This is a genomic window from Streptomyces sp. NPDC005070, assembly GCF_053600395.1.
In genome coordinates this window covers 1-12,985 of the sequence record NZ_JBSFZS010000082.1, presented here as the reverse complement: position 1 = coordinate 12,985, position 12,985 = coordinate 1, and the positions used below count along the sequence as shown (strand labels likewise).

Sequence of the window (12,985 nt, the reverse complement as noted above, 5' to 3'; positions counted from 1 at the left end):
CGGGCCGGGTTGTCGTGGCGCTGCCGAGCGGACGTCCTGCTCGGCCGGTGCGACAGCCACAGCATGGGATTCCTCGTGGGCCTGGGACAACGGAAGCCCGTGAACCTGAGACGGTGGAACCATCCCACCCACGATGACCTGCGCAAACGCGGAAGCCTGGGATGCCTGACCGGGATGCGAGGACCCCGGCGAACCTCACCTGCCGGCGAACCTCACCCCCGCAGATCCACGCGCACCGTCAGCAGCCCCGTCCCGATGAGCCGTACCGCCGCGCTGTTGCCCCGGGGCAGGGTGCGCAGCCGGGCCACCGGGTCGTCGTCCGGGAGGAGGTGCGCCGTGCCCTCGTGCCAGCGGCCGCGGAGCCGCACCCGCACCCTCGGGTCCGCCTGGATGTTGCGTATGTACTGCGAGCGTTCCCCGAACTCCGAGACCAGCCAGAAGGCGTCACCGAGGCGGCGGCCACCGAGCGGGGTGCGCCGGGGCAGGCCGGAGACACGGCCGGTGGTCTCCAGGAGCGTCTGGAACGGCATCCGGCGCGCGAGCGGGTTGACGAGGTGCCGCTGGAAGGCGGTCGTGGTGCGGAACCTGAGGTCGGTGAGGCGGGCCATGGTCGGTGGGACTCCTGTCCGGGCTGGTGTGAGGCACAAGGGAGTTGTTTCAATGGTCCCCGATGTCGCGCGACGGGAGCAGGTGGCTGAGGATGCGGGTCGTGACCTGGAACCTCTGGTGGCGGTTCGGGCCATGGGAGGAGCGGCAGAAAGCCATTCTGGCCGTGCTGCGCGAACTGCGGCCCGACGTCGTCGGGTTGCAGGAGGTGTGGGAGTGCGGCGGGCAGAACCTCGCCGGATGGCTCGCGGACGAGCTCGGGATGCACTGGACCTGGGCCGCCTCCGACGCCTCGGACCGCTGGCAGCGGCGGATCGGGGACCCCACGGTCGACGTCGGCAACGCCGTGCTGAGCCGCTGGCCCGTGGTGGCGCAGGAGGTGCTGCGGCTGCCCGCCCCCGACGAGCTGTACGACGGACGGCTCGCCCTGCACGCCCGCCTGGCCACGCCCACCCACGAGGTGCCCTTCTTCACCACCCACCTCACCTCGGCCGTCCACGCCTCGGGCGTACGCCGCGAACAGGTCACCGCCCTGGCGGAGTTCGTCGCCGCGCACCGGGGCGGCACCGCCTTCCCTCCCGTCGTCACGGGTGACTTCAACGCCTGGCCGGACTCCGACGAGATCCGCCTGTTCGGGGGATACAAGACGTCCCCCGTGGTGCCCGGACAGGTCTTCCTCGACGCCTGGGAGCACGCCGACCCGACGGCACCCTGGGCCACCTGGGACCCGGCGAACGCCCATGTCGGCCCGCACAGCCCCGCCGCACGCATCGACTACGTCCACGTCGGGCCGCCCGGCCCCGGCGGCCTCGGACACGTCCGGTCCGTACGGAGGGCCGGGGACGGTCCGGTCGGCGGGGTGTGGCCCTCGGACCACGCGGCCGTCGTGGCCGACCTGTCCCTCTCTCCGGGCGGTCAGGGCACGCCCTGAAGCCCCAGTGGTTCAGCCGCGGCCGTCGCCCTTGAGAGTGCGGAGAAGGGCGCCGAAGGCGGCGGGGGTGGTCGAGAGTATGGAGTGGGCGGGGTCGCCGCTCTCAGTCAGGTGGACCGTTTCTGCTGTGGTGACGGCGGCGACGTGGAGGCAGGCTTCGCCTTCCTGGCAATGAGAGGACTTCTGCCAAGTACCGGTGACATGGAGGCAAGCCTCGCCCTGGGCGCAATAGGACGACTTCTGCCACTCGTGGGTGTCCATGCAGGGTCCCTTCAGAGTTGTCGAGCGATGGCGTGGATGAAGTCCCGTGACTTCGTCGGGGGCAGGGCGACGGTCTCCACGGTGTCGAGCAGCCGCCGGTACTTGTCCAAGTGGGCCTCGGCGTCGAGAAGTACAGGCCCGTGGAACTGGTCCAGTTGCACGGTGTCGAGCTGGTGCACGGGCCCGTACGCGTAGTTGATGGACTGGCCCGAGCCGGGGAACGCGCCGACGTCGAACGGGAGCACCCTGATGGCGATGTGGTCCCGCTCGCTCATGCCGAGCAGATGTTCAAGCTGGGCGCGGGCTACTTCAGGGCCGCCGATCTTCATACGCAGGGCAGCTTCGTGGATCACCGTTCGGTACGGGACCGGGGTGGCTCGGTAGAGGACGTCCTGGCGCTTGATCCGGTACGAGACCCGGTGCTCGACCTCGGGCGGTGTAGGTGCGGGGATGACGTGGCGGAAGATCTCCCGGGCGTGGTCGTTGGTCTGGAGCAACCCGGGTACGTGAGCCGTGAACGCGGTACGCAAGGCGACCGCGTGATGCTCCAACTCGGCCAGATCGAGCAGGCCGGCCGACAGGATTCCGCGGTACTGCTCCCACCAACCGCGTGTCTTGTCGCCCGCCAGGCTGACCAGCGCGTCGACGAAGGCCTCGTCGGAGCAGTCGTATGTGCAGGCCATGGAGCGAATGCGGTCGGCGCTGACCCCGAACCGGGCCGTCTCGACGTTACTGAGCTGCCCTGAGCCGGTGCCGAGCCGACGTGCTGCCTCGGTCGACGTCATGCCCGCCCGCTCACGGAGTTTGCGCAGCTCGGTGGCGACACGGATGCGACGGGCCGTCGGTGCTGGCCTGTCCGCCATGCAACTCCTCCTGAAACAAAGCTCTGTTCGTGGCGTCACTCACGCGAGGGAATCCCGCACGGAATCTCAGGAGTTCACGCAAAGCTGCTTTGTGTAGCCCCTACTGTGGATGTCAGGCGCCCCCGCCCAGAAGCACCCCGTTCGACGGAGCGGTCAGGTCACTGGGCATCCGAGACGAAGACCCCAACCTCCTCTCGTGATCGGAGATTTCCGATGGCCACCGTATCGCCGCCCTGGACCTATACCCTCCAACTTCCGCACGATCCCCGCGCTCCGGGTATCGCACGGGCCACCCTCCGCACCGTCCTCGCCGCCCACGACCTCACGGCGCTCACGCCCACCGCAGAACTCCTGGCGTCCGAGCTGCTCGCCAACGCCCACAGGCACACCCGGGGCCCGTACGCGCTGCGCCTCCTCTCGGCGGAGCCTGACCGGCTGACGGTCGCCGTCTGGGACACCGACCCGAGAGTCCCGCCCGGCTTCGGGCAGCCCCACGCCCCCGTACCCCCGGCGGACGCCGAACACGGCCGCGGCCTGCACCTCGTACGCGCCTGCGCCGACGCGTGGGGCGCCTCCGTGCTGCGCGAGATGGGCGCGTCGAGAGGCGGGAAGCTGCTGTGGGCGGAGTGCGGGGACGGAATGGGGGCCTGGTGATCACGCAGGTGTCGCCTTCGGGACACCGCCTTGGATGTCCGCCCTCCCCGGGCGGCGCCATACTGACAGGTGGAGCCATGCCCGTTCATCAGGAGCAGATCATGAGCGCACAGCCAGAGCACGGCTGGGGAACGACGCCCCTGCCGGAGATCCGGACCGTGGACGACCTGCGCGGGGTGCTCAGCCGCTACGGCTTTCCCGGTGACCGGGAACGGTTCGAGGAGGAGCTGGCTGCCGCCATAGGAGCATCGCCGACCAACGACTTCGAAGGTGCCGCCGCCGTGGTCAGGGCCTACCGCCACAGGGTCCAGATCAGGAATTCCCCGGAGATCATGGCCGCTCTCGAGGACGCGCGCGGTGGAGGCGGCGGCACATGAACGAAATCCCGCTGGAGGAGGCCGAGCCCGCCAAGAAGGCGTTCGCCGACCTCACGGAGGGGGAGCGGGAGGCCGTCCAGGACGCGCTGGCGGCCATCGGACGGGACCCGGCGGTCGGCCGTGAGATCCCCGGCTGGCGCCCTCCCTCCGTGGAGTACACGTACACCACGCCCCTGGCCCGGGATTCGGCCGAGGCGATCACCATCGTGTACACGCACACTCCTGGGCTGGGAGTGACGGTCGTCTACTACTTCCGGGATCCACTGGTCGTCGACTGACGGGCCCGGACACCCGGACCGGTGGGTTGCCCCCTACACCCCCAGGAAGATCGGGTTCGTGAACGCCGCCAAGGCGCCGGGCACCGGGCCCGCCGCCGTCTCGTGGCGCAGCTCCGCGCGGACGTACGCCGCGTAGGACGCCGTCGTACGCCATTCCACCGTGCCGGAGCCCGCGACCGGCAGCGGGTCGCTGGTGAACAGCGTGCCCTGGTCGGTGACGAGGCGGACCGTGCAGCGCGGGGCGCCGGCGACCTCCAGGCGGACGGTGACCGGGGTGTCGGGGGCGACCCTCAACCGCTCGCCGATGCTCGCGTGTTCGCCCTTGGCGCCGGACGCCGAGAAGGAGAGGGAGACCAGCTTCGACTCGGCGATGTACGAGCGGCCTGCGCGGATGCCCTCCTGGACCGCCTCGCGGGTCAGGTCGTCGGCGAGGACGACCGTCTGCGGGGAGCCGACCTGGTCCGGGTCGCGGTGCGCGTCGCTGTTGCCCATCGCCGGGAGCCACTCGCGGCCCCCGCGCACGGAGGCGACCAGCATGTTGTCCCAGTCCGCGAGCGCGACCTCGTCGTCGGGGGTGTACGGGCCGTTCCACACCTCGACCGCGTCCGCCTCGCCGAAGCCGAACTTCCAGCCGCAGCCGACACACGTGGCGTGCGGGTGCGCGGGCACCACGAGCCCGCCGGCCCCGCGGATCCGGCGCGCGAACCGGCCGAAGCGGTTGTCGCGGGCCCGGTAGCGCCAGTCGACGAAGGTCCCCGGCTCCGTGCCGAGCGCCAGCACGTGCCCGTTGCGGGTGGTGACCTCCTCGCCCAGCATGATCAGCAGATCGTCGCCCGCCTGGTCCGCCCAGTGCGGATGCGCGGCATGCGTGTTGTGGTCCGAGGAGTTGATGAAGTCCAGGCCCGCCGCCCGCGCCAGCGCCGCGATCTCCGCGGGGGTGCGGCGGCCGTCCGAGTGCCAGGAGTGCAGATGGCAGTCGCCGCGGTACCAGGCGCGGCCGCGGCCCTTGGCGCCCGAGGGCGGGTAGACCGGCTTCGGCGCCGGTGCCGGCTTCCCGTAGGTCAGGGTGATCGTGACCTCGTACGCCAGCCCATGGGGCGCCACCGTGTACGGGCCGAGCGCGATGTGCCAGGTGCCGGGGCGGACCGGCCCGGGGACGTATCCGGGGGTCGCGTCGTCCGAGCGGATGAAGAACTCCGTGCGCGCGCCGCCCGACCAGCCCCGGAAGCCCCGGCCGCCCAGTTCCGTGCCGTGCTCGTCGAAGATGCCGATGTCCAGGGCGTTGCCCGCGGTGCCCGCCGGGACGGACGGCCTCTCGTAGGTGTACGAGACCCTGATCTCCGCCACCCCGGACGGTACTTCGACCGGGAGATACACGAAGTCGGGGGAGCCGGTGGGGAGGGTGCCGCGCACCGTCCGCGTCTCGTGGTCGTCCGCCGCTTCCGCGTGCGCACCGCTGGGGAAGGTCACGCTCCCCAACGTAAGCGCCGCCGCCGCTCCCGTCGCGAACAGAGCGCGTCTGCCGATGCCGTGGTCGTCCTCGCACATACTGCTGCTCCCCTGGAGTCGGGCGTGACAGTGACATGAGTGATGCGAAGTGCCACGGACCACTGTGCGAGCGGGCAGTGAACGAGAGTGCACACCAGGGGAATCGACGGCTTGCGGGGAGACCGACAGATGCCGTGCGGCCGGAATGCCTCGCGTCCCGCTGTCCCCGGTGACCTCGACCGTATGCTCGAAGGATGACGACCTCCGCGACGGGCGCGACTCCCGGATCCGGGCCGACGGCGAACTCCCTGCGGCGAGCGCTGCGGCGCGCGCGGGACGGCGTCGCGCTCGACGTGACCGAGGCCGCGGTGCTGCTCCAGGCGCGCGGCGCGGACCTGGACGACCTGGCCGCCTCCGCCGCGCGGGTGCGGGACGCGGGCCTGGACGCGGCCGGCCGCGCCGGTGTCATCACGTACTCCAAGAGCGTCTTCATCCCGCTGACCCGGCTGTGCCGGGACAAATGCCACTACTGCACCTTCGTCACCGTCCCCGGCAAGCTGCGGCGGGCCGGCCACGGAATGTTCATGTCCCCGGACGAGGTCCTCGACATCGCCCGCCGGGGCGCCGAACTCGGCTGCAAGGAAGCCCTGATCACCCTCGGCGACAAGCCGGAGGACCGCTGGCCCGAGGCCCGCGAATGGCTGGACGCGCACGGCTACGACGACACGATCGCCTACGTACGGGCGATCTCGATCCGCATCCTGGAGGAGACGGGCCTGCTGCCGCACCTGAACCCGGGTGTGATGTCGTGGACCGACTTCCAGCGGCTGAAGCCGGTCGCCCCGTCGATGGGCATGATGCTGGAGACCACCGCGACCCGCCTGTGGTCCGAGCCCGGCGGCCCCCACCACGGTTCCCCCGACAAGGAACCCGCCGTGCGGCTGCGGGTCCTGGAGGACGCCGGCCGTTCCTCCGTCCCCTTCACCAGCGGGCTGCTGATCGGCATCGGCGAGACGTACGAGGAGCGCGCCGACTCGCTGTTCGCGCTGCGCCGGATCTCCCGGGCCCACCACGGCATCCAGGAACTGATCATCCAGAACTTCCGCGCCAAGCCGGACACCGCGATGCGCGGGATGCCGGACGCGGAGCTGGACGAGCTGATCGCCACCGTCGCCGTCGCCCGGCACATCATGGGCCCGGCCGCCTGCCTCCAGGCGCCGCCCAACCTGGTCGACAGCGAGTACGGGCGGCTCATCGGCGCCGGGATCGACGACTGGGGCGGGGTCTCGCCGCTGACCATCGACCACGTCAACCCGGAGCGGCCCTGGCCGCAGATCGAGCTGCTGCGCGAGCGGTCGGCCGAGGCGGGCTTCGAGCTGCGTGAACGCCTCTGTGTCTACCCGGAGTTCGTGCGACGGGGGGAGCCCTGGCTGGACCCGCGGCTGCTGCCGCACGTACGGGCGCTCGCGGACCCGGAGACGGGCCTCGCGCTGCCGGACGCGGTGGTCGAGGGCCGGCCCTGGCAGGAGCCCGAGGAGGCCTTCACGTCCTCGGGGCGCACCGACCTGCACCACACCATCGACACCGAGGGCCGTACCGGCGACCGCCGCGACGACTTCGACACCGTGTACGGCGACTGGGCGGCCCTGAAGGAGGCCGCGGCCCCCGGGATGGTGCCGTCCAGGATCGACACGGACGTCCGCGCCGCCCTCGCGACCGCGGCGGACGACCCGACGAAGCTGACCGACGACGAGGCCCTCGCGCTGCTGCACGCCGACGGCCCGGCGCTCGACGCCCTGTGCCGGATCGCCGACGACGTGCGCAGAGCGGCCGTCGGCGACGACGTCACGTACATCGTCACCCGCAACATCAACTTCACCAACGTCTGTTACACCGGCTGCCGTTTCTGCGCCTTCGCGCAGCGCCGCACGGACGCCGACGCGTACACGCTGTCCCTGGATCAGGTCGCCGACCGCGCCGCCCAGGCCTGGGACGTCGGCGCGGTCGAGGTGTGCATGCAGGGCGGCATCCATCCGGACCTGCCCGGCACGGCGTACTTCGACATCGCGAGGGCCGTGAAGGAACGGGTCCCCGGCATGCACGTCCACGCCTTCTCCCCGATGGAGGTGGTGAACGGCGCGACCCGCACCGGCCTGTCCATCCGCGAGTGGCTGATCGCGGCCAAGGAGGCGGGCCTGGACACCATCCCCGGCACGGCCGCCGAGATCCTGGACGACGAGGTGCGCTGGGTCCTGACCAAGGGCAAGCTGCCCGCGGCCACCTGGATCGAGGTCGTCACCACGGCCCACGAACTCGGCATCCGCTCCTCCTCCACCATGATGTACGGCCATGTCGACCAGCCCCGGCACTGGCTCGGCCACTTCCGCACGCTCTCCCGCATCCAGCAGCGGACGGGCGGCTTCACGGAGTTCGTGACCCTCCCCTTCATCCACACCAACGCCCCCGTCTACCTGGCCGGCATCGCCCGCCCCGGCCCGACGACCCGCGACAACCGCGCGGTCATGGCGATGGCCCGCCTCCTGCTCCACCCGCACATCCCCAACATCCAGACGAGCTGGGTCAAACTGGGCACCGAGGGTGCCGCCGAAATGCTCCGCTCCGGCGCCAACGACCTGGGCGGCACCCTGATGGAGGAGACCATCTCCCGCATGGCGGGCTCCAGTTACGGCTCCTACAAGTCGGTCAAGGAACTGATCGCGGTGGCCGAGGCGGCGGGCCGCCCCGCCAGAGCCCGCACCACCCTCTACGGCGAGGTCCCCCAGGAGCGGCAGCGCGCGGCGGCCGCCTCGGACGGACACCTGCCGGAACTGCTGCCGGTGCTGGACTGAGGGGGCGGGACGATGGTGCGGGCGCGGCCGTCGATGCAGGAGCTGATCGAGGGGCGGCGACGGCACGGGTTCGTCGGGCGCGGGACCGAACGCGCCCTGTTCCGTGCCAACTTCGAGCTGCCACCCGAGGACGAGCGGCACCGGTTCCTGTTCCATGTGCACGGCGACGCGGGCGTCGGGAAGACGTTCCTCGTCCGCGAGATGGAACAACTGGCCGCCGAACGCGGTGCGTTGACCGCATTCGTCGACGAGAACGTCACCGGACTTCCCGAGGCGATGGAGGCGATGAGCCGTCAGTTCGCCGCGCAAGGACACCGGTTCAAGGAGCTCGACCGCCTGCTGACGGCGTACCACGAGCGGCGTCACGAGGCGCAGACCGCCGTCCTCGCCCCCCAGGAGGCGGAGCGGCCCGGCCCCTCGGCGGCCGGCCTGACAGTGGCGCGGGCCGGGCTGCTGGGGCTCGGGATGGTGCCGGGCGTCGGCGCCCTCGCCGGGATCATGGACCCCGCCCAACTGGCCCAGGGAGCCGACCGGCTGCACGCCAGGGTCAGCGCCCGGCTGCGCAGCCAGGAGGACGTACGGCTGGTCCTCGCGCCGCAGGCCGTGCTCACCCCGGTCCTCGTCGCGGAGCTCTCCGAGGCGGCCCCGGCCGTGCCGTGGATCGTCCTGTTCTTCGACACGTACGAGCGGACCGGCCCCTTCCTCGACGGCTGGCTCCACACGATGATGACCACCCGTGAGTACGGCGTGCTGCCCGCCACGGTCGTCGTGGTGACCGCCGGACAGCGCCCCCTCGACACCGCCCGCTGGGGCGGCTTCGGCGACTTCGTCACCGACCTGCACCTCGGACCGTTCACGGAGACCGAGGCACGAGGGCTCCTCGCCGGCAAGGGCGTCGTCTCGGAACCGGTGGTCGCCGAGGTCCTGCGGCTCACCGGCGGACTTCCCCTGCTGGTCTCGACCCTGGCCGAGCAGCGCCCCGCGGATCCCGAGGACGTCGGAGACCCCTCGGCCACAGCCGTCGAACGCTTCCTGAAGTGGGAGGCGGATCCGCTGCGCCGGGCGGTGGCGCTCGCGGGCGCCCTGCCCCGGAGCCTGGACCTGGACGTGTTCCGGGCGGCCGTCGAGCACACGGACGAGGAGCACGCGGACGACGAGAGCGGCGCGCTGTTCGACTGGCTGCGCGCACTGCCCTTCGTGGACGGCCGCGGCGACCGGGTCCGCTATCACGACCTCGTCCGCGAGGCGATGCTCCGGCTCCAGCGGCGCCACTCCCCGCGCGGCTGGACCGAGCGCCACGAGCGGCTCGCGGAGTTCTTCCGCCGGTGGCGCGACGAGGCGGGGAGGGGGCCGGCGGATCCCGACGAGGTGTGGCGGCACGAACCGTGGCTGCGGCTCCGTCTTGAGGAGTCCTACCACCGGCTGTGCGCGCGCCCCGTCGCCGCACTGGGCGACGCGCTGCACGCCACGGTCGAGGCCTGCCGCGCCGACCCGGTGGCCGGGCGCACCTGGGCCAGGATGCTCCAGGAGGCCGGGGACGCCGCCGCTGCCCCGGTCCCGGGCGCGCTGGGCAGGTCGCTGGCCGAGGCCCTCGCCGACGAGGACGGGGTCGGCCGGGCGATGGAACTGCTGCTCGCCCGCCCCGAACTCCAGGGCCCGGCGCGGGCTCTGGCACACGGGGTGCGGGCCAGGGAACTGCGCATCGCGGGGGAGTACACGCGGGCCCTGGCCGAGTACGACAGGGCGCTGGAACTCGATCCGGACGAGGCACGGGTGCACTACGGCCACGGCCTCACCCACCAGTTGCGGGGCGACTTCCCGGCGGCGCTCGCGGCCTTCGACCGCGCGGACGAACTGCGGCCCGGCACGGCCTGGATCATCGCCGAGCGCGCGGAGACCCATCGCATGGCCGGCCGCACGGAGGAAGCGGCGGCCGACTTCGACCGGGCCGTCGCCCTGGACCCGACGAACGCCGACGCGGTGGCCTCCCGGGCGGTGTGCCGGCACGCCCTCGGCCGGTTCGAGGAAGCGGCCGCGGACTTCGACCGGGCGCTGAGCATCGACGGGGACCTCCTGTGGCCGCTCGTGCGCAGAGCCCGGCTGCGCCGGGACACGGACGAGTGGGAGAAGGCGTTCGCCGATCTGGACCGGGCGGCCCGCCTGGAACCCGAGAACGCCTGGGTCGCGTCGGAACGGGGCGACGCCTACCGGCTCGCGGGCCGCTTCGAGGAGGCCGTCGCCGAACTCGGCCGGGCCGTCGCCCTCGAACCCGACCATCCCTCGGCCCTGGCGAGCCGCGGGGTGTCGCACCACGAACTGGGCCACGGCGCACAGGCACTGGCCGACCTCGACCGCGCCGTCGAACTGGTCCCGGAGTACTCCTGGGCGCTGGTGATGCGGGCGCGGGCGAGGCGCCGCCTCGGGGACCTGCCCGGCGCGTACGAGGACCTGCGGCGCGCGCTCGCGGCGGACCCGGACGCCGACTGGATCGAGATCGAGCTCGCCAACACCTACTTCCTGGAGGACCGGCACCAGGAGGCGATGGCCGTCTTCCGGGACCTCCTGGAACGGGACCCCGGCAACGCCTCGGCGATGGGCTGCCTGGGAGCGGTCCACCGCGACCTCGGAGAGCACGCGGAGGCGTTGGTCTGGCTGGACCGGGCCCTCGCGGCCGACCCGGACTACGCCTACGCCCGCGACGAGTGGGCCCGTGTGTTCCGGGCGACCGGCCGGACCGAGCGGGCGCTGGCCGACTGGGAGCGGCTGATCGCCCTGGGCGGGGACACGGACCCGGACCGGGCACGCCACGAGATCGTGGAGCTGCTGATCCACTGCGGCCGGTGGGAGGAGGCGGCGGCCCGGCTGGCCGAGGACCCGGCGCCGGGCCCGGACGACGACCTCGTCCCGGACCGCGACCAGCTCCACGTCGAGGTCTTCCGGCACACGGGCCGGGGGGAGCGTGCCCGGGACCTCGCCGAGCGGCTGCGCGAGAAGGCCCCGCTGTCGGGCACCTTCGAGCTGGCGATGACGGAGCGGCGCTTCCGGGGCCGGGCGGCCGCGGAGCCCTGGTGGCGGGAGCTGGCGCGGCTGCTGGACACGGAACCGGAGGACGGGCTCCGCGCGTCGGGCCGGTGCATCGTCGGCTGGGCCCTCGGGGACTGGGCCGCCGCCGACCGGGAGCTGACCGGTCTGCTGGCCCTGGAACCCGGCTGGGACGAGCTGGCGAACCTCGTGGACGTCCTCGCCGAACTCCTGCGCTGCCCCGGCGTCGAGACCGCCGAGCTGACCCCGCGCCTCGCGGCGGTCACGGCGGCCCGCGACGCCGTCGGGGAGCGCCACACCGGCTGATCACGCCCGTCGTGGATCCGACCGGGCCTTTATGGATCCGTGGCCTCAACCGACCGTTCACGTTCGATTACAGTGCTTTGCTGTCGGACGTAGGGACAGTGCCTCAGGAGGTCTCGGTGGGTGCGACAGCCGGTGCCGTCTGGGGCCGTGGAGAGCAGCAGGACTTCCGGAGCCGGGTCCGCGGGACACTGCTGGGCGCCGCCGTCGGTGACGCCCTGGGCGCCCCGGTCGACCGGCTCTCGCTGGAGGCGATCCTGGAGACGTACGGGGCGGAGGGTCTCGCCGGTCCCGCCCCCGCGTACGGGCGGCGCGGCGCCGTCACCCACCTCACCCAGCTCACCCTGTTCGGCGTCGACGGACTCGTCCGCGCCCAGGTGCGCCGTGACACCGGCGCCTGGCATCCGCCCTCCGACCTGCACCGCGCCTACCGCCGCTGGGCGGCCACCCAGAGCGACTGGGGGCCCGACGAACGCCGCAAGGACGACGGCTGGCTGGCCCGCGAGGAGTGGCTCTACGCCCGCCGCGACCCCGCCAAGGCCTGTCTGCTCGGCCTCGCCGACGAGATCATGGGGACGCTGGACGCCCCCAAGAACCCCGGCGAGCAGGGTCCCGAGGCCGCCGGCCGTTCCGCGCCGTTCGGGCTGCTCGTCGGCTGGGAGCCGCAGCTCGTGATGCAGCTCGCCGTCGAGTGCTCCGCGCACACGCACGGCCATCCCTCGGCGTACCTGACGGCGGGGGCGTACGCCGTGATCGTGCACGCGCTCGCCCGCGGCGAGAGCCTCGACGCGGCCGTGCAGCAGGCCCTCGCGCTGCTCGGGGCCCGGCCCGGCCACCAGCCGGTCGCCGCCGCGCTCCAGCACGCGCTGGGCGCCGTACGGCAGGGCATGCCCTCTCCCGTACGGGTCCAGGAGCTCGCCGTGAGCGGCATCTCCGAGGGGCCGCTCGCCGCCGCGGTGTACTGCGCGCTGGTCGGCGAGGACGTCCGGCACGGCCTGTGCCTCTCGGTGAACCACGGCGGGCCCTCCGCCGTCACCGGCGCCCTCACGGGAGGTCTGCTGGGCGCCCTGCACGGCGAGACGGCCCTCCCGCCGGCCTGGCTGGCCGAACTGGAGGGCCGTCCCACGGTGCTGGTCCTCGCGGACGACTTCGCGATGGAGATGACCCAGGGGCCCGCGCTGCACGGCCCCGCCGGATCGTCCCCGGGCTGGCTCGCCCGCTACCCCCGGGCCTGAGCCGCGCTAGGGCCTGTCTGACAATTCCCGTCTGCCCGGCGACGCCATGCACGCTCCCCCAAGCTCTTCGAGCAGGGGGGACCCCCACTCGCCGCACC

Annotated in this window: 11 protein-coding genes; 7 read left to right on the top strand and 4 right to left on the bottom strand. The window is 72.7% G+C overall.

All coding sequences use genetic code 11. The features are described from left to right. Window positions 1-212 precede the first annotated feature (212 nt). Entirely contained in the window at window positions 213-608 is a 396-nt protein-coding gene (locus ACWEBX_RS25380; RefSeq protein ID WP_451887118.1) for a nitroreductase/quinone reductase family protein, read from the bottom strand. 92 nt (window positions 609-700) lie between these two features. Here ACWEBX_RS25380 and ACWEBX_RS25375 point away from each other — a divergent pair, with 92 nt between their 5' ends. After that, window positions 701-1,537 (top strand): endonuclease/exonuclease/phosphatase family protein, encoded by an 837-nt coding sequence (locus ACWEBX_RS25375; protein WP_451887117.1) that lies wholly within the window; start codon window positions 701-703, stop codon window positions 1,535-1,537. A gap of 12 nt (window positions 1,538-1,549) precedes the next feature. On the opposite strand, the gene ACWEBX_RS25370 is transcribed toward ACWEBX_RS25375, so the two are convergent. Then, a complete protein-coding gene (locus ACWEBX_RS25370; protein ID WP_451887116.1) occupies window positions 1,550-1,798 on the bottom strand; it encodes a DUF397 domain-containing protein in 249 nt (82 codons plus the stop codon). Window positions 1,799-1,809: 11 nt separating this feature from the next. After that, window positions 1,810-2,661 (bottom strand): helix-turn-helix domain-containing protein, encoded by an 852-nt coding sequence (locus ACWEBX_RS25365; RefSeq protein ID WP_451887115.1) that lies wholly within the window; start codon window positions 2,659-2,661, stop codon window positions 1,810-1,812. Window positions 2,662-2,874: 213 nt separating this feature from the next. Here ACWEBX_RS25365 and ACWEBX_RS25360 point away from each other — a divergent pair, with 213 nt between their 5' ends. The 3 genes from ACWEBX_RS25360 to ACWEBX_RS25350 all read left to right on the top strand — a co-directional run bounded on the left by ACWEBX_RS25360 (window position 2,875) and on the right by ACWEBX_RS25350 (window position 3,970). Next, window positions 2,875-3,315, top strand: a complete 441-nt coding sequence (locus tag ACWEBX_RS25360) for an ATP-binding protein (protein WP_451887114.1) — start codon at window positions 2,875-2,877, stop codon at window positions 3,313-3,315. A gap of 101 nt (window positions 3,316-3,416) precedes the next feature. Beyond that, window positions 3,417-3,692: a hypothetical protein gene (locus ACWEBX_RS25355; RefSeq protein WP_451887113.1), complete on the top strand. Its 276-nt coding sequence runs from the start codon at window positions 3,417-3,419 to the stop codon at window positions 3,690-3,692. Then, entirely contained in the window at window positions 3,689-3,970 is a 282-nt protein-coding gene (locus tag ACWEBX_RS25350) for a hypothetical protein (RefSeq protein WP_451887112.1), read from the top strand. Before ACWEBX_RS25355 ends, ACWEBX_RS25350 begins: the two co-directional genes overlap by 4 nt. 33 nt (window positions 3,971-4,003) lie before the next feature. On the opposite strand, the gene ACWEBX_RS25345 is transcribed toward ACWEBX_RS25350, so the two are convergent. Further along, window positions 4,004-5,518 (bottom strand): CehA/McbA family metallohydrolase, encoded by a 1,515-nt coding sequence (locus ACWEBX_RS25345; protein ID WP_451887111.1) that lies wholly within the window; start codon window positions 5,516-5,518, stop codon window positions 4,004-4,006. A 194-nt stretch (window positions 5,519-5,712) separates the two neighbouring features. Here ACWEBX_RS25345 and ACWEBX_RS25340 point away from each other — a divergent pair, with 194 nt between their 5' ends. From ACWEBX_RS25340 to ACWEBX_RS25330, 3 genes are all read left to right on the top strand, one after another. Beyond that, on the top strand, window positions 5,713-8,307 hold the full coding sequence (locus ACWEBX_RS25340; RefSeq protein ID WP_451887110.1) for a bifunctional FO biosynthesis protein CofGH: 2,595 nt from the start codon (window positions 5,713-5,715) through the stop codon (window positions 8,305-8,307). Window positions 8,308-8,319: 12 nt separating this feature from the next. After that, on the top strand, window positions 8,320-11,655 hold the full coding sequence (locus tag ACWEBX_RS25335) for a tetratricopeptide repeat protein (RefSeq protein ID WP_451887109.1): 3,336 nt from the start codon (window positions 8,320-8,322) through the stop codon (window positions 11,653-11,655). 116 nt (window positions 11,656-11,771) lie between these two features. Next, window positions 11,772-12,887, top strand: coding sequence for an ADP-ribosylglycohydrolase family protein (locus ACWEBX_RS25330; protein ID WP_451887108.1), 1,116 nt, complete (start codon window positions 11,772-11,774; stop codon window positions 12,885-12,887). The last annotated feature ends 98 nt before the right edge of the window (window positions 12,888-12,985 follow it).